Raw genomic sequence first — 23,476 nt, forward strand, 5'->3', positions numbered from 1 at the left:
TCACGCACGGGTTCCCTGCCTCCATCCGAGAAAGTTCGCCATGACGCTCGCCCATAAGCCTGGTTCCATCGTCGGCACGCCCTTCTTCAGGGCGCCCACCGATTATCCCGACAGCCCGCTGTCGAAAGCGCTTCAGCAGCCGGTGCTGCTCGGGCTGTTCCTGCCGATCCAGGCCGGTGGTTGGACCAACTCGACCCTGGAGCGTTCGACCGACTGGCGCTTCGACTACAATCGCGACCTGACGCTCAGGGCGGAAGAGCTTGGCTTCGACCTTGTCTTTGCGCTCAGCCAATGGCTGCCCAAGGGTGGTTATGGCGGTGTCTTCAACGGCCAGGCGCTTGACAGCTTCGTGTCCATCGCAGCCATGGCCGCGATCACCAAGAGGATCATGCTGATCTCGACCATGCATGTTCTCTACGGCCCGTGGCATCCGCTGCATCTGGCGAAATTCGGCGCTACTCTCGACCACATCTCCGGCGGCCGCTGGGGCATCAATGTGGTCACCGGCCATCGCGCCGTCGAACACGAGATGTTCGGCTGGAACCGCATCGAGCATGACCGCCGCTACGAACTCGCCGCCGAGTTTGTCGAAGTGCTGCAGCGGCTGTGGCAGGACGACGAGAATTTCTCCTTCTCCGGAGAATCGAGCTGGAAGCTCAATGGCGGCTTTGTCACGCCGAAGCCGAATTACGGCCGGCCGATCCTGGTCAACGCCACCGGCTCCGACGCCGGCATTTCCTTTGCCGGCCGTTACTCCGACATCGTCTTCGTCACCAGCCCGGCCGGCTCAGACATAGCCAGCGCGCTGGAGGCGCTGCCGGCGCATACCAAGAAGGTAAAGGACGCGGCCCTCGGTGTCGGCCGCACCGTGCGCACGCTGCTCAACCCGCTGGTCATCAGCCGTCCGACCGAGAAGGAAGCCTGGGCGGTCGCCGACCAGATCGTCGCCCATGCCGACAGCCGCACGCCGAAAGGCTTCCAGACCTTCAACAGCGACGCCCAGGCCTGGAAAGGTCGAGAAGGCCGTGACGATCCCTACGCCAAGGTCGGCGGCAACATCTATCTCATCGGCACGCCCGAGCAGATCGTCGACCAGTTCGTCAAGCTCAAGGACGCCGGCATCGACGGACTGCAACTGTCCTTCTTCGACTTCAAGCCGGATCTCGAATTCTTCGGCGAGAACATCCTGCCGCTGATGAAGCAGGCCGGCCTGCGCAACGCCTGAGGAGCAATCATGACCACGACTGCGATCTCCGAAATCTGGTACACACGCTGCCCGGTGCCGACGCCTGTCGGACTTGCGGCACAACTCGGGCTTCTCGACGAAACCTTCCGCAAGGAAGGGATCGAATTGAAATCGATCATCGACTCGCCCAACCGCGACATCCGCCAGAGCCATTTCAACCACACGCTCGACTGGTCGTTTCGCCACGGCGGCAACGTGCCGCCGATCCGTGCCCGCTCCGAAGGGCGCAAGACGCGCCTCGTCGGCATCACCTGGACGGACGAGTTCCAGGCGATCATCACCTTGCCCGGCACCGGCATCAGAACAACCTGGGATCTGAAAGGCCGCCGGTTCGGCATCGCCCGGCGTCCGGAAGGCATTGTCGACTTCATGCGGGCGACGGCGCTGAAGGGCCTGGTATCGGCGCTGTCGCTCGAGGGCCTCAGCCATGCGGACGTCGAGATCGTCGACATCGCGCTGACCGACAGTGTGCTCGACAGCCAGGAAGGGCCATCGTTGTTCGGCCTCAAGCGCAAGCAGGCCTATGGCGAGGAGGCAGCAGCCCTGATCCGTGGCGAGGTCGACGCCATCTATGTCAAGGGCACGGCCGGCATCAATGTCGCCAATCTGATCGGCGCCATCCAGGTCGCCGAATTCGGCTTCCACCCGGAGCCCAATATCCGCATCAATTCCGGTTCGCCGCGCGTGCTGACCGTCGACGATTTGCTGGCCGAAGAACGCCCCGATCTGGTCGCTCGGCTGATCGAGACGATCCTGCGCGCCAGCGCCTGGGCCGAGGCGCATCCCGACGAGACGCGGCGCTTCGTTGCCCGCGAATCCGGCGCAACCGAAGAGCAGGTGCTGGCGGCCAACGGTCCGGATGTCCACAAACATCTCGGCCTCGGGCTGCAGCCCGAGCTCATCGCGGCGGTTTCCCACTACAAGGATTTCCTGTGCGACTGGGGTTTTCTCGCCAGCGATTTCGACGTCGAGAAATGGGTCGATCGCCGGCCGCTCGATCTGGTGACCATTCGCGCCGCCGCCTGAGAGGAAGCCAGCTTCATGACCTCGACCATTCCCGAGTTTCCACAACTCCTCGACACGGCAGCCGGCCTTGCCAACGACTTCGCGCTGACCGCCGCGCATCACGACGCGACCGGGGATTTTCCGTTCGCCAATTTCGACCGGCTTCACCAGGCCGGGCTGCTTGGCCTGGTGACGGCGCGCGAGCATGGGGGCCTCGGTGGCGGGCTGATGGAAGCCCAGGCAGTGATCGCCGAGATCGGCCGTGGCGAGCCGTCGACGGCGCTGGTGCTGGCCATGCATTACAACAGCCAGTACGCGCTGCGGAAATCCGGCAAATGGCCGCGCCATCTGGTGCAGCGGATTGTCGAGGCCGGCCGCCTCGGCCCTGCTTTGATCAACGCCGCGCAGGCCGAGCCGGGGATCGGCTCGCCCGCTCATGGCAAGCCGCCCGAAACCATTGCCCGGCGCGACGGCAATGTCTGGCGGATATCCGGCCACAAGAATTACGTCACCGGCATTCCCATTCTGAAATGGGTGAACTTGCTGGCGCTGACCGACGAGCCGCAACCGCGCCTCGCCTCGTTCCTGGTGCCGACCAATGCGCCGGGATTGCGCGTCGAAAAGACATGGAATGCCGCCGGCATGCGGGCCACCGCCAGCGACGATGTCATCCTCGACAATGTCGTGGTGCCTGCCGAAGACATTACCGAGGCACAGCCGGCGTCTGAACCGCTGAGGCGTGAAGAAGGGCCGACAGCGTTCTTCTTTTCGCTGATCGGCGCTGTCTACCATGGTGCGGCCCGCGCGGCCCGTGACCGGCTGGCCTCCTTCGTCACCACGCACGCGCCGGCGAGCCTCGGCGCGCCGCTATCGACGGTGCCGCACATCCAGGCGGGGCTGGGCGACATCGAGGTTCGGCTTGCGACCAGCACGCGGCTGCTGCGTTCGCTCGCCGAAGATGTCGATGCCGGCCGACCGGTCGGCACCGACGGCATGACGGTCAGGCATGTCGTCATCGACAATGCCGTTGCCGTCACCTCGCTGGCGCTGGAGCTTGCCGGCAATCCCGGCCTCAACAGAGACTTCCAGCTCGAGCGCCACCATCGCGATACGCTGACCGCGCGCTCGCATGCACCACAGAACCACATGATCCGCACGATCGCCGCCAAAGCGGCGCTCAGCCGCCACGCTGCCCCTCAGGTAGCCGAGCCGCCGGCTGTTGCTGTCAAACCCAGGCTCAAGGCGGTCGGGTGAGCGGCGTCATGGCATCCGAACATGTCGAAGTCGCCATCGTCGGTGGAGGCCCTGGCGGCCTGACACTGGCGCAGGGCCTGAAGAAGAACGGCATCGGCGTCGCCGTCTTCGAGAAGGATCGCGCCCGCACCGACTATGTCCAGGGTTTCCGCCTGCGCATCCGCCAGCGCGGCATCGATTCGCTGATCGCCAATCTGCCGCCGGAACTCTACGAAGCCTTTGTCGCCACGCTCGGCCAGGCGCCGGACCGCAACATCCTGCTCGACGAGAATTTCGAAACCTTGGGCGAGGATGCCTGGGGTGGCGGCAATGCGCAGGGCGAGGTTGACGACACGCATATCGAAAAGTCGGTGAGCCGCATCACGCTGCGCCAGGTGCTGCTGTCCGGCCTCGACGGTGTCGTGCGCCATGGCAAGGTCTTTTCACGCTACGAGGAGCAGCCGGACGGTTCGGTAACAGCGCATTTCGAGGACGGCTCGACAATCCATGCCGATGTGCTGGTCGGCGCCGACGGCGCCCGCTCGCGCGTGCGCCAGCAGTTGGTGCCGCATGCGCGAAGCTTCGACACCGGCGTCAGGCGCTTGGCCGGCAAGATGACGCTGCATGCCGCAGCCCTTCACCAGATCTCGCCGCTGCTGCTCGACTACAATGCCGGCATCCGGCCGTCGGAAGGTCACGGGCTGATGGTCACCAGCCATCGCGTCAATGTCGAGGCCTATCGTAGATATGGGCTGATCGGGCTGGACGACGACACCCACAAGGACATTGCCGGTTTCCATTTCAACAACACCACCAGCTATGTCTGGTGGAACACCGCATACGAAAAGGGCGAGCTGGCCACGGATGAAATGCTGGCAAAGCTCTCCGGTGCCGACCTGCTCGACCTGCTGGTTTCGAAGATCGGCCACTGGCATCCGGAGATCCTCAACCTCATCCGCCACACCGATCCGTCGACAGTGGCGCTGCTGCATGTCCACAGCTCCGAGCCTGTCGATCCATGGCCGACGAAACGGGTCACGCTGCTTGGCGACGCCATCCACGCCATGACCTATTTCCGCGCGCTCGGCGGCAACACCGCGATCTACGACGCCGGCTTGCTGGTGCCCGAACTCGTGGCCGCCAAACGCGGCGACAAGCCGCTTCTCCAGGCACTGTCGCACTACGAGGCCAGATTGCTGGAGCACGGCGCCAAAGCCGTGCGTTCTTCGCTGACGGCGATGCAGAAGAACGTGCTCTCAGGCCGCCGCCGTCAACAGGAAGCCGCCGAATAGCAGCCCGAAAAATCGCCTGACAGTGCTCCTACCTTACGCCGCTTCCACCAGGCTCGCCGACTGGAAGTCGTGCAAGAGGATGGCGATCTCGAAGCCGCGCCGCTGCAGCCAGTGCGCCGTCGTCGCCGCGCGGACGCCAAGCAGATCGTCGATCAGCACGATGCGGGCGCCGCGCACGGCGATGGTGCGATAGGCGACCCCGAGCAACTGCCCACCCTCCGACGTGATCGACCCCGGAATATGCGCTTCGGCGAACTCTTCCGGCGTACGCACGTCAAGCAGGTAGGTTGTCCGCTTGTCGTCCCTCGCCCAGGCTGCGGCCGTCGCCGCATCGATGCGCGGAAAACCGTCGCCCTCGGCAAGCTTTGCGATGTGCTCCCCGGCGAAACGCTTGGCGTCCTCGCTGGCCGGACCATAGGCAGCGGTCCTGCCGGTTTCCAGCTCGAGGCCGGCCTCGCGCCACGCCTTGGTGCCGTCGTGCAGATAGGCGACCTTGTTGGGCACGCCGGCGTCGATCAGCGTCTGCGCGCCGATGATGGCGCGCGGCAGGCCGGCGCAGGAGACGACCACCTGCGTCTCCGGCGACGGCACCAGGTCGGCGAAGCGCAGCACCAGTTCGGCGCCCGGCACGCTGATGGCGCCCGGCACATGGTCCTTGTCGAACTCCGCCACCGTTCGACTGTCGAGGATCACCACGTCGGCGCCCTGGCCTTTGAGCGCTTCAAGTTCGTCTACGGTGATGACCGGCGTTCCCTTCTCGTCGCGGATCGCCAGCGAAAAATCGACGCCCGGCGTGTCGAAGGTCGGCAAGCCGTCCACGCCGCCTTTCGTCCATTCAGGAATTCCACCGGCCAGTGCGAAAAGCTGGCTGCGACCATGCCCGGACAACCGTTCGACAAGTTGCTCGGCAACGCAGCTGCCGTCATCGGCCAGCACGGTGCGCACCGATTTGCGCGGGATGAAGCGGTCGATCTCCGCTTCGACGTGATCCGCCGGCAGATTGGTGGCAAACAGCGGCGACGCGTATCCGACTGCCGCTCTGTCCCGGATATCCAGCACCGCCAGTTCCTCGCCATCGGCCAGCCATTGGCGAAAAATTTTCCAATCGATCGTGCTCGCGCTCATGAGGCCTTCCTCTGCTGATGTTCGGCAACGCCACGGACCGGACGCGCAAGGCCGAGATTCTCGCGCAGCGTGCTGCCTTCGTAAGCGGTGCGGAACAGGCCGCGCCGCTGCAGCTCCGGGATGACGAGATCGACGAAATCGGTGAGGCCCGTTGGCAGGATCGGCGGCATGACGTTGAAGCCGTCCGCCGCACCGCCGGTGAACCACTCTTCCATCATGTCGGCGACATCTTTTGGCGTGCCGACGATCTGGAAATGGCCGCGCGCGCCGGCAACGGCGAGATATAATTGCCGGATCGTCAGGTTCCGGCTCGCGGCCAATTCGGAAACGACTTTCAGGCGGCTCTTCACCGCATCGGAACTGCCGAGTTCCGGCAACGGCCCGTCGAGCGGATGGCCGGAAAGATCGACGCCACCGAGCAGTCCGGAAACCAGCGCCACGCCGACCACCGGATCGACCAGCCGTTGGATGGCGTCGAACTTGTCTTCGGCTTCCGCGCGCGTCGGCGCAACGACCGGGAAGACGCCGGGCATGATCTTCAAGCTGTCGGCGGAGCGGCCGAACGACCCCAGCCGGCCCTTCAGCTCGCTGTAGAAACCCCGCGCCGAGTCGATGGTCGGATGAGCGGTGAAGACCACCTCCGCCGTGCGCGCCGCAAAATGCTGGCCAGCATCGGACGAACCGGCCTGGACGATGACGGGGTGGCCCTGCGGCGGGCGGGCGACGTTGAGCGGGCCTTTGACGCGGAAATGCCGGCCGACATGGTCAGGCGCATGGATGCCATGCCGGTCGATGGCGATCCCCGAAACCTTGTCGGCGACGAAGGCATCGTCGTCCCAGCTGTCCCACAGCTTCTGCGCCACGGCGACGAACTCCTCGGCGCGGTCGTAGCGGTCGGCATGAACGGGATGCTGGTCGCGGCTGAAATTCGCCGCCGCCGGAGCGTCGGCCGAGGTGACGACGTTCCAGCCTGTCCTGCCGCCGCTCAGATGGTCGATCGAGGCAAACAGCCGCGCCAGGTGGAACGGCTCCCAATAGGTGGTCGAGGCGGTTGCCACCAGCCCAATCCTCCGCGTGATGGTCGAGAGCGCCGACAACAGCGTCAGCGGCTCGAAATGCACGACATGGCCGGTGCGTTCGAAAGTCTCGATCGGCTGCTCGCCATTGCGCGCGCTGAGGCTGTCGGCAAGAAACACCATGTCGAACAGGCCGCGCTCGGCGGAGCGCGCGGCGTCTGCATAGTGCTGGAAGCTCAGGCCAGGATTGGCCGGCACATCGGGATGGCGCCAAGCGGCGACATGATGGCCAGGCCCTCGGACAAAGGCGCCAAGCCTCATCTTTCGATCTTCAGTCATGGTCGGCTCTCGTGGCGTTCTCAGGCTGGTCGCGCTATGGTTTTCATCTCTAGCGCCTGCCAACCCCACTGCGCGAAAGAATGCCTTTCGCCGACTGGCAATTATTGTTTTTTGACATCGGGTTGGGGCACAGCACGATGGTCGCCGCCGCAGTGATCGGCTAGAGCCACGCACCGTCGGCGTCACAAAGGTCCTTGATGCTTCATACCCCGTCCTCCCAGCCTTTAATCAGCACTTCGCGCTCGATCCCTCGTTCAATCATCATCATTGGCGGCGGCTTTGCCGGCGCGGTTACCGCGATCAAGCTGCTCGACCGTTCGACCGAGCCGCTGGCAATCACCATCATCGAGCGCCGGGCCGAGCTCGGCCGCGGCGTCGCCTACAGCACCATCGACCCGCAACATTTGGTCAATGGCGCGGCGCGCATCTTCTCGCTGCATCCTGATGACCCCGATCATCTCGTTCGCTGGCTCATGGCGAATGGGCCGGAGCATGGCTGGGCGCCGCCCGCAGATGTCCCGGACTCCAGTCCGCCGCGTTGGCTGTTCGGCAGCTATGTCCAGTCCGAACTGACGAGAGCGACCAAAGACGCGGACGGGCGTTCCTCATTGCGCCACATCAACGCCTCGGCAATAGACATGCTGACCGGTCCATGTGGTGTCTGCGTCGGCACCAGCGATGGCCAGCAATTGCTGGCCGATGAGGTCGTCCTGGCGACCGGCGTGTTCCAGAGCGAGCCGTCCGCCACGGAAGCAGCCATCGTCGGCGATCCCCGCTATGTCGCCAACCCCTGGAATCCGGCGGCGCTCGACCGGCTTGCCGGCAGCAGGCAATTGCTGCTGATCGGCTCGAGTCTCAGCATGGTCGACGTCGTCGCCAGCATGGAGGCGCGCGGCTTCAAGGGCAGCTATCGCGTCGTGTCGCGGCGCGGACAGATCGTCGAACCTCGGCGCAATACCGAAGCGTGGCGCGATTTTCTTACCGGGCGGCCGCTGCCGAAAACCACGAGGGCGCTTCTTGCCTTGGTAAAGGCCGAACGCCGGGCCATCGAGGCCGCCGGGCTGGACTGGCAAGGGCTGCCTTTGACGATCCGGCCGTGGATCCTGGCTCTGTGGCAAGGCGCTACCGACAAGGAGCGCCTGAAGTTCGCACGCCATCTGCGCGCTTTCTGGGACGTCACCGCGCATCGAGCGGCGCCGCCGAGCTTTGAGCGCGTCGCACTGGCGCAAAGCCAAGGCCGTTGGGCGGGCGGCGCCGGACGGGTGCTGGCACTGCATCCGCGAGCCGGCGGCATTGTCGCCGAGATCCGCTGGCGCGATAGCGGCGCGGTCGAACGGCTGCGTTTCGACGGTGTCGTCAACTGCCGGGGCCATCAGGAGCATGACTGGCGGCGGATCGCCGATCCGTTTGTCCAGAGCCTGCTGGAGAACGGCATCGTCAGGCCGCATGCGACCGGGTTCGGCATCGACGCCACGCATGACGGCCAGGTGATTTCCGGCGACGGCAGGACCCACGGCAATCTGTTTGCCATCGGCCATCCGCTGCGCGGCGTCGCCTGGGAATCGAGTTCCATCGGCGAACAGCTAGCGCAAGCCATCGCCCTTGCCGGCCTTCTGGTCGGCTCCAGCCCAAGGCTGCGTGCTCTGGCCTGACCGTTCTGCACCTCAAGACAATAGAATCGAAAAGGGCCGCGTCGAGACGCGGCCCCTTTTCTTGCTGATGTCCGCCGGGTTCAGGCGTTCGGATCGATATATGCGTCTGCGAAACTGGCCGACAGGCCTTCAGCACCCGGCGCGTAATTCTTGACGGTCTTGCGGGCAATGATGATGGTCGGCGGTGCGATCAGATTGATGATCGGCAACTCGTCGGCGATGATCTCCTGGAACCTGAAGAACAGCTGCTTGCGCTTGGCCTCGTCAAGCTCCACCGATGCGGCCTCCAGCAGCCGGTCGACCTCAGGGTTCTCGTAGTGCGCGCCGTTGGAGAATGGCAGTCCGATCTTGATGTTCTGCGACCAGTAGAGCCGTTGCGCACCGGCGCTCGGGTCGAAGATGTTGCCGCAGGATTCCGTCGACAGGTCCCAGGTGCGATCCGTGTAGATGGTTTTGACATAGGTGCCGAAGTCGAATTTCTGGATCTCGGCGTCGATGCCGATCTTGGCCAGTGCCTGTTTGAGGAAGTCGGCATAGCCCCACGGATTGTAGGGATTGTTGGTGAGCCTGAGCTTGAAGCGGATGCCGTCCGCTCCGCGCTTGAAGCCAGCCTCGTCGAGCAGTTTTTCCGACAGCGCCGTATCGACGGTCGCCGCCTTCACATCGGGATCGAAATACTTCTTGTTGACGACGCTGATCGGTGTCGGCGACACCTGGCCATAGCCGTAGAACACGATGGCATTGATCGCATCGAGATCGATGGCATGCGCGATTGCCTGACGGACCTTCTTCTCCTTCAGGATCGGGTTTTCCAGGTTGATGATCAGCTGGTGCAGCGGGCCGCTATAGGCAAAGACGGTGCTATCGACGACGAACTGCGGCAACGCCTTGAACCGCTCCAGATCGGCAAACGCCACCGGGTTCGGGCCGATGTCGACTTCACCCGTCTCGAGTGCCGCGGCGCGCGCGCCGGAATCGGTGATGAAGCGGAAGATGATCCGGTCGAGATAGGGTTTTGGCGCATCCCAATAGGTCGGGTTCTTCTCGACGATGATGTGGCTGCCCTTGACCCATTCCTTGAGCACGAACGGTCCACTGCCGATGATCTGCTCGAAGGACGGATCGTCCGCCGGCTTCAGCTTCTCGTAGATGTGCTTGGGCACGACGGGCGATTCCGTCGCGGCCAGCCCCGAGATCAGCGCGGCGGACGGTTTAGACAGTTTGATTTTCACCACATGCGGATCCGACGTGTCGACGTCGGTGACATTCTGGAAGGTGATGCGTCCACGCGGATGCGCTTCACGCAGCCGCGAGATCGAAAAGGCCACGTCTTGCGATGTCAAATCATGGCCGTCGCTGAATTTCACCCCCGGCCGCAGCTTGAAGACATATTCGAGCCCGTCATCGCTGATCGACCATTCGGTGGCCAGTTGCGGCCTTGGATTGAGGTCGTAGTCGTAGGCGAGCAGGCCGTCGAAAATCTTCGGCCCGATGGTGGCCGGTCCACCGGCGCTGGTGTTGATGGAAACGATCTGGTTGGGCTCGGGATAGTAGACGAAATTGAGCGTGCCGCCCGCCACCGGCTTGGCGTCTTCGGCAAAGGCCCCGGCAGGTAGGGCGGTACTCGCGCCGGCCAGCAGCAGGAACTGATTGAACAAGCGTCGGTTGATGGTCATGGTCGGTACTCCGCGTTTGCGCGATTTGTCTTTATGGGGAAAAGTCGGGATCGGTGGTTTCACGCACCGATCCAAGGCAAGGCAATCCGAGCGCCTATGCGTTTGGCGCGAGCCAGATCTGCGCGAAGCTGTTGTTGATGCCTTGCGCTCCGGGTGAGAAATCCCTGACCTTCTTGTTGGCAACAATCTGGGCACCGGCCGCAACGAGGTCGACCGACACCACGTCGTCATGGATGATGTGCTGGAACTTGTACCAGAGCTCGCGCCGTTTCGTTTCGTCGGGCTCGATTGCGGCGGCTTCGAGGATCTGGTCGACCTCGGGGTTCGCATAGTGGCTGGCGTTGGAGAAGACGAGGCCGATCTTGAAATTCTTCGACCAGTAGGCGCGCTGGACGCCGAGCGTCGGATCAAAGGTGTTCGACAGCGACTCAACCACCAGGTCCCAGGCGCGGTCGGTGTAGACGGTCTTCAGGAACGTCGACAGATCGAGCTTCAGGATCTCGGCGTCGATGCCGACCACTGCCAGCGACTGCCTGATGAAATCGGCATAGGACGCCGGCAGGAACGCGTTGTAGGCGAGCCGGAGCTTAAAGCGCGTGCCGTCGGCGCCGCGCGGATGGCCGGCATCGTCGAGCAGTTTCTCCGCCAGTTTGGGGTCGGGTTCGCGCGCCTTGATGCTGGGGTCATACCATTTGGGCAGTGCCGTGCTGATGGGACTTGGCGATACCTGCGCATAGCCATAGAGCGCAATGTCGACCAGCTTCTGCAGGTCGATCGCGTGGGCGATGGCCAGACGCACGTCGCGCTTGGTCAGGATTTCGTTCTCGTAGTTGAAGAACAATTGCTGCTGCGGGCCGGAATAGGCATAGGTGTTGGTGTCGACGACCAAAGCGGGGTTGGCCTTCAGCCGCTCGATATCGGCCAGCGGCACGGGATTGGCGCCGATATCGATCTCGCCGGTTTCAAGAGCCGCCGAGCGTGCCGCCGGGTCGAGAATGACATGCAGCACGACGCGGTCGAGGTAAGGCCTTGGCGCATCCCAATAGTTCGGATTGCGATCGAAGATCAGATGGCTGCCGGGCACCCATTCCTTGAGAACGAAGGGGCCGGTGCCGATCGTCTGTTCCAGCTTGGGCTGTTCTGCCGGCTTGAACGTTTCGTAGACATGCTTCGGCACGATCGGTGATTCCGAACTGCTCAGCGCCGTGATCAGATAGGGCGCCGGCTTCGAAAGCACGACAATGGCGGTGTGCGGATCGGGCGTCTCGACCGCTGTCACGTTCTGGTAGGTGATGCGGCCGCGCGGATGCGCCTCCTTCAGCCGGAAGATGGTGAAGGCAACATCTTCCGAGGTGAAGTCCTTGCTGTCATGCCACTTGACACCCTGGCGCAGCTTGAAGGTGTAGCGCAGGCCGTCATCGCTGATCGACCACTCCGTGGCCAGCAGCGGTTTCGGGGTGAGGTCGTAGGCGAAATCAAGCAGGCCTTCATTCACCTTGGGGCCGATCGCCTGGCCGGTGCCCGACGAGGTGTTGATGGCGATCAGCGACGTCGGATCGGGATAGTAGGCCCAGTTGAGCGTGCCGCCCTGAACGGGCGTGCCTTCGGCTGCAAAGGAAAGGCCGGGCAATGCGAAACTCGCACCCCCAAGCAGCAAGAGCTGGTTGAAATGACGACGATTGACAGACATGGTCTTGGGCTCCGGAAAACGGATTGCATCCGGCGGCCGAACGCACTCCGGCGCCTCGACGCAATGATCCCTGCCGTCGCGCAAAACCGGAAGAATGATTTTCTATCGTCGGCCGAAAGCGCCGCTTTGCACGACTGGTTCATTCCAGGCCTGCGAAGCCGACCGACACCCAAATCGGTGCTGCCCGTCTTATTTCTACAAGAATAGTAGACATTGCGATTTTTTAGATTTCCGTTCCCGCTGGCGCGACGCTGCGGCAAACGAAATTTTCCGCCGCGCGCTTTGGCGCAAAGCCCGCCCTCGTCGCGCCGGGTCCGAACGTGTTGAATGCGCCTCATGGTTGATGTCATTCGCGCCAAACCGAGGAAGCTACGACCGACGCTGGCGAGACTTCCGCCGCTGACCTCGCTTCGCGCCTTTGTCGCAACCGCCCGCCATCTGAGCTTTACGCGAGCGGCGGAAGAACTCCATGTCACGCCCGCCGCCATCGGCCAGCAGATCCGCCAGCTGGAGGATCACCTGGGGCAACCGCTGTTCCAGCGCAACCGGGGCGAGCTTTTGCTGACCTCGGCCGGTCAGGCGCTGATGCCCGGGCTCACCGAGGCTTTCGACGTCGTTGTCGAATCGGTCGCGCGTATTTCCGGCGACGAGGAGGATGCGCCGATCANGGCTGATCCCGCGCCTCGACGCGCTGCGTGAGGCGGTGCCCGGACTCGAAGTACTGGTCGATGCATCGACAAGGCTTGCCGACTTTGCCAGCGAAGATATCGACTGTGTCATCCGCTACGGCTCGGGCGCCTATAGCGGCCTCATCACGGAACGGCTGTTCTCGGAAGCGGTGCTGCCTGTCTGCAGCCCCGAATTTGCCCGCACGCACGGCCTCTTCCGTGGACCGGAAGGGCTGCGTAACGCGCCGATCCTGCATGAGGACGGGCCGGAGCGCGATCCAAGTTGCCCCGACTGGAAGGGCTGGCTGCGATCCAACGGCCTGTCCGGCCGCCTTGTCGACGGCGGCATACGGCTTAGCCAGTCCTCGCTGGTACTCGACGCCGCGGTTGCCGGCAAGGGCATCGGTCTCGGCAAATTCCGACTGGCCGAGCCTGACCTTGCGGCAGGGCGGCTGGTCAGCCCTTTCGGCTCGCCGCAGCCGGTCGAGTTTTCCTATTACTTCGCGACGACGCCACACAAGGCGAAGCTCGCGACCGTCGAGCGCTTCCATGGCTGGCTGAAGGCTGAGGCGCGAAGGGTTGGCGCACTCGACTTCACACCGCCGGCAGCACTGCCGGCGCGCATCGCCATCGTTGCCGCCGAATAGCCTTGGCTATTTAAGCTTGAAGCCCAGCGCCTTGAGCGCATCACCCAGGCGATCACGGCCTTTCAGCGCCGCAGTGCTGCCGATGCGGTTCGACATCAGTTCGGTCCAGTCGACAACGGGCATCGACTGCTCTTGCTGAAAGGTGCGAAGCGTCAGGTTGTACGCTGCGAGATCGTCCTGATCGAAGCCTGACTGATAGCGCTCGCGATGCAGCACAACACGCTGCGGCAGTCTGGGCTTGATGTCGGTCGCAGCCAGGAGATCGGGACAGCCAACGGTCAGGCCGAACACCGCCACGGTTTCCGGCGGCAGGCCGAGCTCTTGCGCCACGGCCTCAGGATGATTGCGCATGGCGCCGATGTAGCAGGAGCCGAGCCCGAGCGCATCGATTGCCACCACGGCATTCTGCGCGGCAAGTGCTGCGTCGATCACGGCCAGCAGAAAACTCTCATGATAATCGAGCCCCTCGCCCGCCCGGCTGTTTGCCTCGGCAATGGCGCGCAGCCGTGACAGGTCGGCCAGCCAAACCAGCAGCAACGGCGCCTGCTCGATATGGCGATTGACCGCCGCCAGTCCGGCAAGCCGCGCCTTGCGCGCCGGATCCTCGACGGCGATGACGCTCCACGCCTGCAGATTGGACGAGGTCGGCGCCGACTGGGCGGCAGCGATGATCAGTTCGAGCGTCCCTTCGGGCAGAGGCCTGGCGAGATAGTTGCGGACCGAGCGATGTGAAAGGATCGCCTCGAGGGCTTCGTTCCAGTTTGCAGTGTTCGCCTCTTGCGGCGCCCGGTAACGCCGCCTTAGTGCTGCTTCACCGCGCAGGTCGGCGTCGGAAGGGCGGATGCTGAAAGCGGCTGGCTGTGGCATTGTCGTCCCTATTTGGCGATCTGGCTCGTTCGGTGTTCTGACAACCCCACGTCATTCAACAAACGCGGCTTGGACCCTATTGCGCAATAGCGGGAGCAACTGGTCGCCTTGCCGCTTGATCTCGGAAAGATACGGCGTGTCCGAGAGCACGAAATGCGTGATGCCCAGATCCCGGTACTTGCCGAGCGAACTGGCCACGTCGGCGGCCGAGCCGACCAGCCAGGTGGTGCCGGCGCCGCCGCCGCCATATTTGCCCGGCGCAGTGTAGAGATTGTCGTCCAGCACCTCGCCGCGCGTGTGCAGATCGAGCAGACGCTGCTGGCCTACCGCTACCGCCCGACCATGATCATTCCAGCCGGCGCCCTGGCCCTTTGCCATTTCGGCGACCTTCGCCTCGGCGTCCGCCCAGGCCTGCCCGGTGGTGTCGCGGACCAGCGTGGTGACCCGCAACCCGAATTGTAGAGGCGGGAGGTCCCGGTCAAGTTCCCGGCTCAAGGCCTTGAGCCGCTCGATCCGCTCCCGGACGCCGTCGAGCGGCTCGCCCCAGAACAGCTGGACATCGGCCTCGCTGGCCGAGACGCGCTCGGCCGCCTCCGACGCGCCGCCGAAATAGAGCCTGGGATGGCGACGGTTTCCACGGACAGGGATGCGGGGCATGACGGTAGACCCGGTGACCTTGAAGTGCTCGCCGGCAAAGGTGACGTTCTCTTCGGTCCAAAGTCTGCGAACCAGCCGCATGAACTCTCTGGTGCGGGCATAGCGATGGTTCTGCTCGCCTTCGCTGTCGCCATAGGCAGCGAGGTTGTCCTTGCCCGACACTATGTTGATACGCACGCGACCGCGGGTCAGCTGGTCGAGCGTGGCGACCGCGGATGCGAAGTGCGCTGGCCGCCAGTAACCCGGGCGGATCGCGATGAGCGGCTCGAAGGAGGTGGTCCGCGCGGCGAGCGCGGCGGCGACGGTAAACGTGTCGGGCCGACCCCAGCCGGTACCGATCAGCGCGCCCTTCCAGCCGTGTTCCTCAAGCGCCTTTGCGTGGCTGGTCAGCGTCTCCAGGCTGTTGTGGTCCTCGACGGCCGGCTCGCCGCGGTGACCGGGATCGACCTGATTCGGGATGTACCAGAGAAATTCGGGATCAGCGCTCATTGTCGGGCCTGTATTTTTGTCGGGCGTGGAGGTCAATGGCGGTACCTTCCGCGCCGTTATCGTTTGATGATCGTTCAATGGGTGGCCCCGAGCAACCCTGACGCCTTGTGTGGCTGCGGCGCGAAACGGCTTTCAGGCCTGATAAGGCCGAGATGGTCGCGCAGCGTGCGCCCTTCATAGTCGCTGCGAAACAGGCCGCGCCGGCGCAGGATCGGCACGACCGTATCGACAAAGACTTCCAGCCCGGTCGGCAGCACGTCAGGCATCAGGTTGAAGCCATCGGCGGCGCCGGCGACAAACCATCTTTCGATATCGTCGGCGATCTGCTCCGGCGTGCCGACAACGGTGCGGTGGCCGGTACTGCCGTTGAGCGCCCGGATCAGTTGGCGAACGGTGAAATCGTTGTTGCGGGCAAGTGCCAGCGTGGCCTTGAAGAAGGTGTGGCCGCCGTTGGGCGGCAGGGGGATGACGTCAGGCAGCTTCTCGTCGAGCCTCAGCCGCTCGCGGTCGATGCCGAGCACGCCCGACAGCCGCGTCAGGCTGTAGTCGAGCGGGATGCGGTCCCACAGTTCTTCCTGCCGCCGCTCCGCTTCCGCCTCGGTGCTGCCGATGATGGTAGCCAGACCGGCGAGGTTGAGCGGCACGCCGCCGCTTCTGCCACGGGCGACAGCCCGGGCCTTCAGCTCCTTTGCGTAGGCGAGCGCCTCCTCGAACGATTGCGACGCGGAAAACACCGCTTCGGCGTGGCGCGCGGCGAGCTCCTTGCCGTCATCGGAACCGCCGGCCTGGATGACCACCGGATGCCCTTGCGGCGAGCGCGGCACATTGTGCGGCCCATGCACCGAAAAATGCGCCCCTCGTGCTCGATGGCGTGAACCTTGGCGGCATCGACGAAGCGCCCACTGGCGACGTCGCCGATGAAGGCATCGTCCTCCCAGCTGTCCCACAGCGCCTTGACTATTTCGGTGAATTCGGCGGCCCGCTCGTAGCGCCCGCCATGATCTATCGCGCCGGTCAGGCCGAAATTGCGGGCCGAGGCGGGATCGGCCGTGGTCACGATGTTCCAGCCGATGCGCCCGCCGCTGACATGGTCGAGCGTCGCGAAACGACGGGCGATGTTGTAGGGCTCGTTGAAGCTGGTCGATGCCGTCGCAATCAGGCCGATGCGCTCGGTCGCGGCGGCTATCGTCGCCAGCACGATGGTCGGTTCCAGCGATGTAATCGGCCGATAGTCGATGCGATCCGAAATTGCCGCCTGATCGGCAAAGAATATAGCGTCGAGCTTGGCGCGCTCGGCGATCTTCGCCACCTGCACATAGTGGTCGACGGTGAAGGCGGCATAGGGGTCGACCCCGTCCATCCGCCATGCCGCCGGCGAGAAGCCGGCGTGCAGGATGTTGACATTGAGGTGGAGCTGTCGGCCGCTCATCGAAAGACGCCGGGCTCGGGATAGGCGCCAGTCAGATACCAGGTGCCGACGGTGCGGGCCTTGTATTCGGCGGGGTTGTGCAAGGTGTGGATGCGCGCATTGCGCCAGAAACGGTCGAAGCCGTATTTGCGCACCGCCGAGCGCGCGCCCATCACCTCGAAGATCTCGGCGGTGACTTCGAGCGCGACATTGCCGGCCAGCACGTTGGCCGCGGCAACTGCAACCGCCGCTTCCCCGCGCTCTTGCTCGGTCAACGCCTTGCCGCGCGCGATCGCATGATCGATCGCCGCCGCAGCGCGATCAGCCAGCACCGTTGCCGCCCGCGTCTTGACCCAGAGCTCGCCATATTGCCGCTTGATCCATGGATCGTCGATGTGGCGCTCGACGCCGGAATACATCCACGGTCGCGAGCTGTTGAGCGTGTAGTCGCGTGCCGCTAGCAGTGCGCCCTGGGCGGTGCCGATGAAGACATTGAGCAGCACGCTTTGCTGCTGCAGCGGGCCGATGGTGCGGATCGGCAGCGACGCGTCGACCCAGCCGCGCACCAGTTCGTTGTCATGGATCCTAACATCCTTGTAGGCGACCTTGCCACTGCCGGTTTGCGTCTGGCCGATGCCGTCCCAGTCGTCGAGAATGGTGATGCCCTCACGATCCGCCGGGATGGCCGCGAACTTCCGCTCGCCGCTGACCTCGTCTTCCCAGGAGGTCGAAAGATAGTCGGCGACATGCGAGCCGGAGGCGAAGGGCTTGAAGCCGCTGACGATCGTCCACTCGCCATCCTTGCGGCCGAACAGCGTCTTGGAAAAGCTGTTGCCGGTGTTGCCCCAGAACCAGTCGCCCGCAGCCGAACGCCGCAGCAGATCGGCTGAGCGCGGTTCGTCCGAATTGAGCCTTGCGGCGATCAGCGCGCTGAAATGGTAGCCGTAGATGTGGCCGATCGAGCCGTCGACCTTGGCGAACTCGCGGCCGATCTTCAGCGCCGTCGAATAGGGTTCGCCGGCGCCGCCGAATTCCTTGGGAATGACGATACTGAGCAGGCCGCTCTCCTTGAGCAGGCGGATCTGTTCGACGGGCCTGCCGCCAAGCTGGTCGCGCTCGACCGCGTCGCGGGCAAAGATGTCGCGCAGCTCGACCGCCTTGGCGACCCATGGATTGGAGGTATCGGGATCGAAGCTCATCAGGTCACTCATGCAGATGCGGGAAGCCGTGGCGCTCGGCAAGCAGCGCAAGAATGCGCCTTGTGTCGTCGGCAAAGACCTTGCCCTTGGCGGTCGGTAGGTCGGCTGGCGGATCACCGCCGACGACCAGCACCGGCAGCGACTGGTGGCGTTCGCCGAGGGTATCGATCACCTTACCCCTCGGCCTTGCGAACGGCACGCGCTCGACGTCCAGCCTGGCGGCAAGATCGGGAAAGGCTGCGAGCAGCCCTTCGACCTTGTTGGAATAGGGGCAGACGAAGGTCTGGCCCGGATGCTTTGGGTCGGCGAAACCCGGCTGGATGAGAAAGAGCGTGTCTCGCGCCATCGGCTCATTCCTATTCCGCCGCCGCAGCGGCATGCCGCGAAAAACGGTTTGCCGGCCGCTTCAGGCCGAGATTGTCGCGCAAGGTCCTGCCCTCATACTCCCGACGGAACAGGCCACGGTGGCGCAGTTCCGGCACCACCAACTCGATGAAATCCTTCAAGCCGCCGGGCATGATCGGTGCCATGATGTTGAAGCCGTCGGCGCCGTAATTCTCAAAGCGCTCTTCCATCGTGTCGGCGATCTGTTGTGGCGTGCCGACCACCTGCCAGTGGCCGCGAGCGCCGGCGATGCGCAAATAGAGCTGCCGGATCGTCAGCTTCTCGCGCCGCGCCAGATCGATGACCAGCGCCTGCCGGCTCTTGCCGGCATTGGTCTCCGGCAGTTCCGGCACCGGCCCGTCGAGCGGATAGGCGGTGAGATCGAAGCCGCCGGCCAGCGCCGAGACCAGACCGAGGCCCACTTCCGGCTGGATGAGATCCTGCAGCTGTTCGAACTTTTCCTGCGCCTCGGCTTCGCTGCGGCCGACGACCGGAAAGATGCCTGGCAGGATTTTCAGATCATCCTCTGAACGGCCGTACTTACCGAGCCTGCCCTTGACGTCGGCATAGAAGGCGGTGGCTTCATCGAGCGTGATCTGCGCGGCGAAAATCGCTTCCGCGGTGCGCGCCGCCAGCTCCTTGCCGGGGCCGGACGCGCCCGCCTGGACGACGACCGGATGGCCTTGCGGCGTGCGCGGCGTGTTCAGCGGACCGCGCACCTCGAAGTGCTGGCCCTTGTGGTTCAGCACATGCAGCTTCTCCTTGTCGAAATAGCGCCCGCTCACTTTGTCGCGCGGGAAGGCATCATCCTCCCAGCTGTCCCACAGCCCAAGCACGACATCGGCGAATTCCTCGGCGCGATCGTAGCGGTCGCCGTGCTGGATATGCGTATCGTGGCCGAAATTGAATGCCGCATCCGGATCGGACGAGGTGACGAGGTTCCAGCCGGCGCGCCCGCCGCTCAGATGGTCGAGCGACGCGAACTGGCGGGCCAGATTGTAGGGATCGGAATAGCTGGTCGAAGCCGTGGCGATCAGGCCGATGTTGGTGGTCACCGCCGACAGCGCCGACAGCAGCGTAATGGGCTCGAACGGATAGACGCCGCTATGCGCCTTGCGGCTGGCAGCCTCGAGATTGCTCAGCCGCGCCGCGACGCCATCGGCAAAGAAGATCGCATCGAATTTGGCCGCTTCCGCGAGCCTGGCCAGTTCGACATAGTCGCCGAGGCTGGTCCCCTCGGCCGCCTGTGGATGGCGCCATGCCGCCACATGGTGGCCGGTGAAGAGAAGAAACGCTCCAAGCTTGAGCTTGTCCTTGCGCCTGGCCATTTTCCGCGCCTCCTCAGCGATACAACCCGCCGACCGGGAATTCCCCGGTCAGCAACCAGGTGCCGATGGTGCGCTTCTTGTATTCGGCCGGGTTGTGCAGCGTGTGCGTGCGCACATTTCGCCAGAACCTGTCATAGCCATTGGCCTTGGTGGCCGAGCGGGCGCCCATCACCTCGAAGACCTCGCTCGATGCGTCGAGACCGATTTGCCCGGCATAGACATTGGCGGTGGCAAGGTCGATCGCCGTCTGTCCGCGCTGCTCCAGGGTCAAGGCCTCGCCCTTGCCATAGGCGGCATCGAGGCTGCGCGCCGCCACATCGGCGAGTTCGGCGGCAGCCAGCGTGCGGATATAGAGATCGCCATATTTGCGCTGAACGAACGGATCGTCGGTGTGGTTCTCATAGCCGGAATAGACCCAGGGTCGCGATTGCGAGACCGTATAGTCGCGGCCTTCGCTCAGCGCTCCTTGCGCGCTGCCGACGAAGAGGTTGAGCAGGACCGCCTGCTGGAAGAGTGAAATCAGCGTCTGGAACGGCGTCAGCGGCACGGCGGGCGAGCCGATCAGTTCGTCATCACCGATATGCACATCCTTGAACGTGACTTTACCGGAACCCGTCTGCCGCTGGCCGACGCCATCCCAGTCATCCTCGATGACGATACCTTCACGATCGGCCGGGATCGCAGCTGCCAGGCGGTCCTGGCCGTCTTCCCATGCCACCTGGATATAGTCGGCGATGTGCGAGCCGGAAGAGAACGGCCGGAAGCCGTTCAGGATCCAGCCCGAGCCGTTGCGCCTGGCCGTAGAGGTCTTCGACATGGCGTTGCCGGAATTGCCCCAGACCCAGTTCTCGCGGGCCGAGCGTGTCAGCAGTTGGTCCTTCTGCGCGTCCGTACCGCGAAACAACACGCCGTTGAGCGGCAGATGATGGTAGCCGTAGAGATGGGCTAGCGAACCATCGGTGCGGGCAAATTCGCGCACGACGCGCAGCACCGACAGCCAGGGCGCGCCCTTGCCGCCATAGTTTTTGGGAATCTGCGCCGACGGCAGTCCACTTTCCTTGAGCAGGCGGATCTGCTCGACCGGTCGTCCACCGGCCTTGTCGCGCGCCACCGCATCGCGATCGAAGATGGTGCGCAGCTCGACCGCCGTGGCGACGAACGGGTCGGAAAGGTCAGGGCTGAAGGTCATGCGTTTGTCCATGGAATGCGTCTATTCCGCCGCAATGGTCTGTGCCGGCCGCCAGACGGCAGAGGCGTAGGCCTCCTCCCCGAACTCGGCCGGATGGCTGCCGGTGATGCGGCTCTCATGGCTGTCGAGATCGGCAAGGAAGAGATCGCGGCTGATGCGGGCGACGACAGCCGGCACGTCGCGCCTGATCGACGGAACATCGCCTATCGGCAGGCCGAAACTGACGAAGCCGCCTGGATTGAAGACGTGGATGTTCCTCAGGAACGGCGCCTCCCCCAGCGCTTTCTCGAGGAATTCATGGCCGAGGCCGAGATAGGGATGGGCGCCGAAAAATTCATCCAGTTCGCCTTCCGCCGGCGCGTATTGGTCACGCCACAGCCGGATCGAGGCGGCGAAATCGCTAAATTCCGGCTTGCGCGTCGGGTCGGCGAAATAGCCGGTGCCGGCGATGACGAAGTCGAAAGCGAACGTCTCGGCGCCGATGTCGGTGACGACCTTGCCGCCGTCGATATCCGCATTCGTCCAGGGGGCACCGAGATGCAGGTGGAAATTCTTGTGCCGCACCACCCGCTCCACGGCATGGGGCGGTGGCGTCGAACCGGCCTCGCGGAAGCGCAGTGCCTGGCGCCAGCGCACCGGATCGGGCAAGCGCGGATAGTTGTCATAGGCGCCGGGACAACCCCGCACGCGGTTGATCGGCACGCTGGCGATACTGGTGCGCCGCGCGAACAGGCGCACCGATTGCGCGCCGGCCTCAAGGGCTGTCCCCGCCGCATCGAATGCCGAAGCCGCCGACCCGACGACAGCGACCGCTTTGCCCTTGAGCGAGGCAAAATCGATTGCTGCAGAACTGTGTGCGACAAAGCCCTGGGGCAGAGCAGCGAGCACCGCCGGTATCATTGGACCGCCGCTGCCGCCAAAGCCATTGGCCAGAATGATCTTCCGCGCCGTTTCGATCAATGGCGTGCCGCCGGCATCGAGGTGGAGGCGAAGATACCCGTCAGCCGGCTCGATGCGAAGGAGACGCGTGCCGTAGCGAATGCCAATGCCGAGAAAGTCGCGATACCATTTCAGGTAATTCGCCCAATCCGTCCGCGCGATGCGGTCGAAGCCTGCATAGGCTTCGGCACCATGGCGCGCTTCGTACCAGGATTGAAAGCTCAGGCCCGGCAGGCCGAGTTCCGGTCCCGGCAGGCCCTTTGGTGTTCGCAGCCGGTTCATCCGCGCATGCGTGAGCCAGATGCCGGCCTTGCCCTCATCCGGCGCCGCATCGATGACCGTGACCTTGCCGATGCCGGCCCGCCTCAACGCGAAGGCGAAGGTCGCGCCCGTCTGCCCGCCGCCAACGACAAAGACATTGTGGTCGATGCCCTCCCGATCCGGCACCCAATTTTGCGGATCGGGACCGATCAGTCGAAGTGTTTCGCGGGCGTCGTGATCTGGATCGGACGGTAAGGCCATTTCGGTCCTGGCTGAAGTTCAAGCGTTACACCAAACTCCGCCCCGGTCGGCAAACAGTCCAGAAATGTCTGCTTTGATTGCCCGGTAGTTTTTTTCACTTGCATCCAACGGCACAATCGGAGCGTCACCGGGCTGCTGCGGGATATTCGGCACCACCTGCAATCCGTGATGACAAGCGAACAATTGGCGCGCAGGGCTGACATAATCTGAACGCTCGGTTGCCCGCGTCGGATTCCGCTGCAATTCTTGCCCGTTGAAAGGAGTACGCTGCGTTTCCGACACTTCACCCAAGTAGGGGTCGAGCCCACGTGTGGAAAAACGCGTCATGCACCCGAAAGGAGACCTCGAGGACTTCGATTGGTGGCGGCTCTCACCACGCCTTGAGCTGCACCGGCGTCAAGTACACGGCGCCGTCGCGGTCGCGATTGAGATCTATTTCAAAGCACGACCGATGGAAAACGATGCGGTTGGGGACATTACCGATTACCATTCTCATGATTTCCTCAGCCTTTACCTGTCCGGGCTGGGGAAGAGAATTCTGTCGGAATTGGCTGCCAGATCCGCACAGATCAACCGAACTGGCAAGCGCATTTTGAGACTGCGGCCGAGTTCAGAACCCGCCTAATTGCACGTCATTGCCGCCGATTGCCGCACGCAATCGTTGCAGGGTCTTTCGAACCCAGGGGGCTTGAGTTAGGTGTGACAGGTGCCATCAACGAGACGGAGAAATTGAAGAACAGGCCCCAAAACCATTTTGCCCAGAAGCCATAGATTTACCCGATAACGCTCAATTCAAACTCAAATAATTAGGCGTAAGGTATTGATACATAATGAACTGGTGGTGCTGGCAGTCATTGGCGAACCAGTCTCTGTCTGATTTTCCCTGTTAGCCGCCGAAAACAGCG

Annotated in this window: 20 protein-coding genes and 1 pseudogene; 8 read left to right on the forward strand and 13 right to left on the reverse strand. The window is 63.8% G+C overall.

Annotated elements, in window-relative coordinates:
* Positions 1-40 precede the first annotated feature (40 nt).
* Genes X757_RS141145 through X757_RS141130 form a run of 4 tightly spaced genes read left to right on the forward strand, consistent with a single transcriptional unit; the run spans position 41 to position 4,776 of the window.
* Positions 41-1,225 carry an LLM class flavin-dependent oxidoreductase gene (locus tag X757_RS141145; protein ID WP_023727397.1) on the forward strand — a complete coding sequence of 395 codons (1,185 nt, stop codon included), beginning with the start codon at positions 41-43 and terminating at the stop codon, positions 1,223-1,225.
* Between the two features lie 9 nt (positions 1,226-1,234).
* Positions 1,235-2,272: an ABC transporter substrate-binding protein gene (locus X757_RS141140; RefSeq protein WP_023727398.1), complete on the forward strand. Its 1,038-nt coding sequence runs from the start codon at positions 1,235-1,237 to the stop codon at positions 2,270-2,272.
* Between the two features lie 15 nt (positions 2,273-2,287).
* The gene (locus X757_RS141135) at positions 2,288-3,505 is read left to right on the forward strand and encodes an acyl-CoA dehydrogenase family protein (protein WP_023727399.1); all 1,218 of its coding nucleotides are present in this window, start codon (positions 2,288-2,290) and stop codon (positions 3,503-3,505) included.
* 8 nt (positions 3,506-3,513) lie between these two features.
* Entirely contained in the window at positions 3,514-4,776 is a 1,263-nt protein-coding gene (locus X757_RS141130) for an NAD(P)/FAD-dependent oxidoreductase (RefSeq protein WP_023727400.1), read from the forward strand.
* A gap of 33 nt (positions 4,777-4,809) precedes the next feature.
* Here the strand turns inward: X757_RS141130 and X757_RS141125 are convergent, their stop codons facing one another.
* Both X757_RS141125 and X757_RS141120 read right to left on the reverse strand, forming a co-directional pair.
* Positions 4,810-5,901 carry a rhodanese-like domain-containing protein gene (locus X757_RS141125; RefSeq protein ID WP_023727401.1) on the reverse strand — a complete coding sequence of 364 codons (1,092 nt, stop codon included), beginning with the start codon at positions 5,899-5,901 and terminating at the stop codon, positions 4,810-4,812.
* Positions 5,898-7,256, reverse strand: coding sequence for an LLM class flavin-dependent oxidoreductase (locus X757_RS141120; RefSeq protein ID WP_023727402.1), 1,359 nt, complete (start codon positions 7,254-7,256; stop codon positions 5,898-5,900). The genes X757_RS141125 and X757_RS141120 overlap by 4 nt, the downstream gene beginning before the upstream one ends.
* A 197-nt stretch (positions 7,257-7,453) precedes the next feature.
* On the opposite strand from X757_RS141120, the gene X757_RS141115 reads away from it, so the two are divergent.
* Positions 7,454-8,908, forward strand: coding sequence for an FAD/NAD(P)-binding protein (locus X757_RS141115; protein WP_050593973.1), 1,455 nt, complete (start codon positions 7,454-7,456; stop codon positions 8,906-8,908).
* Between the two features lie 80 nt (positions 8,909-8,988).
* On the opposite strand, the gene X757_RS141110 is transcribed toward X757_RS141115, so the two are convergent.
* A complete protein-coding gene (locus tag X757_RS141110; protein WP_023727404.1) occupies positions 8,989-10,584 on the reverse strand; it encodes an ABC transporter substrate-binding protein in 1,596 nt (531 codons plus the stop codon).
* 94 nt (positions 10,585-10,678) lie between these two features.
* Positions 10,679-12,274 (reverse strand): ABC transporter substrate-binding protein, encoded by a 1,596-nt coding sequence (locus tag X757_RS141105; RefSeq protein ID WP_023727405.1) that lies wholly within the window; start codon positions 12,272-12,274, stop codon positions 10,679-10,681.
* Positions 12,275-12,610: 336 nt separating this feature from the next.
* Between X757_RS141105 and X757_RS1000000169140 the strand changes: the two genes are divergently transcribed.
* Complete coding sequence (locus X757_RS1000000169140) at positions 12,611-12,973, forward strand: LysR family transcriptional regulator (RefSeq protein ID WP_245275110.1); 363 nt, start codon at positions 12,611-12,613, stop codon at positions 12,971-12,973.
* On the forward strand, positions 12,930-13,589 hold the full coding sequence (locus X757_RS01000000165280) for a LysR substrate-binding domain-containing protein (protein WP_245275111.1): 660 nt from the start codon (positions 12,930-12,932) through the stop codon (positions 13,587-13,589). The genes X757_RS1000000169140 and X757_RS01000000165280 overlap by 44 nt, the downstream gene beginning before the upstream one ends.
* Positions 13,590-13,595: 6 nt before the next feature.
* On the opposite strand, the gene X757_RS141100 is transcribed toward X757_RS01000000165280, so the two are convergent.
* From X757_RS141100 to X757_RS1000000168185, 9 genes and pseudogenes are all read right to left on the reverse strand, one after another.
* Positions 13,596-14,456 carry an NADPH-dependent oxidoreductase gene (locus X757_RS141100; RefSeq protein WP_023727406.1) on the reverse strand — a complete coding sequence of 287 codons (861 nt, stop codon included), beginning with the start codon at positions 14,454-14,456 and terminating at the stop codon, positions 13,596-13,598.
* A gap of 51 nt (positions 14,457-14,507) precedes the next feature.
* The gene (locus X757_RS141095; protein WP_023727407.1) at positions 14,508-15,602 is read right to left on the reverse strand and encodes an LLM class flavin-dependent oxidoreductase; all 1,095 of its coding nucleotides are present in this window, start codon (positions 15,600-15,602) and stop codon (positions 14,508-14,510) included.
* Positions 15,603-15,676: 74 nt separating this feature from the next.
* Positions 15,677-17,031 (reverse strand): annotated as a pseudogene (locus X757_RS01000000165285) (LLM class flavin-dependent oxidoreductase).
* Positions 17,028-18,209: an acyl-CoA dehydrogenase family protein gene (locus tag X757_RS141090; RefSeq protein ID WP_023727408.1), complete on the reverse strand. Its 1,182-nt coding sequence runs from the start codon at positions 18,207-18,209 to the stop codon at positions 17,028-17,030. Before X757_RS141090 ends, X757_RS01000000165285 begins: the two are co-directional and overlap by 4 nt.
* A 4-nt stretch (positions 18,210-18,213) precedes the next feature.
* Complete coding sequence (locus X757_RS141085) at positions 18,214-18,555, reverse strand: DUF3088 domain-containing protein (protein ID WP_023727409.1); 342 nt, start codon at positions 18,553-18,555, stop codon at positions 18,214-18,216.
* A 10-nt stretch (positions 18,556-18,565) separates the two neighbouring features.
* A complete protein-coding gene (locus tag X757_RS141080) occupies positions 18,566-19,921 on the reverse strand; it encodes an LLM class flavin-dependent oxidoreductase (RefSeq protein ID WP_023727410.1) in 1,356 nt (451 codons plus the stop codon).
* Between the two features lie 13 nt (positions 19,922-19,934).
* Positions 19,935-21,110 (reverse strand): acyl-CoA dehydrogenase family protein, encoded by a 1,176-nt coding sequence (locus X757_RS141075; RefSeq protein ID WP_023670851.1) that lies wholly within the window; start codon positions 21,108-21,110, stop codon positions 19,935-19,937.
* 21 nt (positions 21,111-21,131) lie between these two features.
* Positions 21,132-22,571, reverse strand: a complete 1,440-nt coding sequence (locus X757_RS141070; RefSeq protein ID WP_023727411.1) for an NAD(P)-binding domain-containing protein — start codon at positions 22,569-22,571, stop codon at positions 21,132-21,134.
* Positions 22,572-22,589: 18 nt separating this feature from the next.
* Complete coding sequence (locus X757_RS1000000168185) at positions 22,590-22,862, reverse strand: hypothetical protein (RefSeq protein ID WP_156933480.1); 273 nt, start codon at positions 22,860-22,862, stop codon at positions 22,590-22,592.
* A gap of 19 nt (positions 22,863-22,881) precedes the next feature.
* On the opposite strand from X757_RS1000000168185, the gene X757_RS141065 reads away from it, so the two are divergent.
* Positions 22,882-23,196, forward strand: a complete 315-nt coding sequence (locus X757_RS141065; RefSeq protein WP_031251556.1) for a hypothetical protein — start codon at positions 22,882-22,884, stop codon at positions 23,194-23,196.
* Positions 23,197-23,476 lie beyond the last annotated feature (280 nt).

It is taken from the genome of Mesorhizobium sp. LSHC412B00, from assembly GCF_000503035.1.
GTDB lineage: Bacteria > Pseudomonadota > Alphaproteobacteria > Rhizobiales > Rhizobiaceae > Mesorhizobium.

Excerpts from the sequence above, each read along its gene's own strand:
- X757_RS141145 (WP_023727397.1), top strand. The coding sequence starts at position 41 with ATGACGCTCGCCCATAAGCCTGGTTCCATCGTCGGCACGCCCTTCTTC.
- X757_RS141140 (WP_023727398.1), top strand. The coding sequence starts at position 1,235 with ATGACCACGACTGCGATCTCCGAAATCTGGTACACACGCTGCCCGGTG.
- X757_RS141135 (WP_023727399.1), top strand. The coding sequence starts at position 2,288 with ATGACCTCGACCATTCCCGAGTTTCCACAACTCCTCGACACGGCAGCC.
- X757_RS141130 (WP_023727400.1), top strand. The coding sequence starts at position 3,514 with ATGGCATCCGAACATGTCGAAGTCGCCATCGTCGGTGGAGGCCCTGGC.
- X757_RS141125 (WP_023727401.1), bottom strand. The coding sequence starts at position 5,901 with ATGAGCGCGAGCACGATCGATTGGAAAATTTTTCGCCAATGGCTGGCC.
- X757_RS141120 (WP_023727402.1), bottom strand. The coding sequence starts at position 7,256 with ATGACTGAAGATCGAAAGATGAGGCTTGGCGCCTTTGTCCGAGGGCCT.
- X757_RS141115 (WP_050593973.1), top strand. The coding sequence starts at position 7,454 with ATGCTTCATACCCCGTCCTCCCAGCCTTTAATCAGCACTTCGCGCTCG.
- X757_RS141110 (WP_023727404.1), bottom strand. The coding sequence starts at position 10,584 with ATGACCATCAACCGACGCTTGTTCAATCAGTTCCTGCTGCTGGCCGGC.
- X757_RS141105 (WP_023727405.1), bottom strand. The coding sequence starts at position 12,274 with ATGTCTGTCAATCGTCGTCATTTCAACCAGCTCTTGCTGCTTGGGGGT.
- X757_RS141100 (WP_023727406.1), bottom strand. The coding sequence starts at position 14,456 with ATGCCACAGCCAGCCGCTTTCAGCATCCGCCCTTCCGACGCCGACCTG.
- X757_RS141095 (WP_023727407.1), bottom strand. The coding sequence starts at position 15,602 with ATGAGCGCTGATCCCGAATTTCTCTGGTACATCCCGAATCAGGTCGAT.
- X757_RS141090 (WP_023727408.1), bottom strand. The coding sequence starts at position 18,209 with ATGAGCTTCGATCCCGATACCTCCAATCCATGGGTCGCCAAGGCGGTC.
- X757_RS141085 (WP_023727409.1), bottom strand. The coding sequence starts at position 18,555 with ATGGCGCGAGACACGCTCTTTCTCATCCAGCCGGGTTTCGCCGACCCA.
- X757_RS141080 (WP_023727410.1), bottom strand. The coding sequence starts at position 19,921 with ATGGCCAGGCGCAAGGACAAGCTCAAGCTTGGAGCGTTTCTTCTCTTC.
- X757_RS141075 (WP_023670851.1), bottom strand. The coding sequence starts at position 21,110 with ATGACCTTCAGCCCTGACCTTTCCGACCCGTTCGTCGCCACGGCGGTC.
- X757_RS141070 (WP_023727411.1), bottom strand. The coding sequence starts at position 22,571 with ATGGCCTTACCGTCCGATCCAGATCACGACGCCCGCGAAACACTTCGA.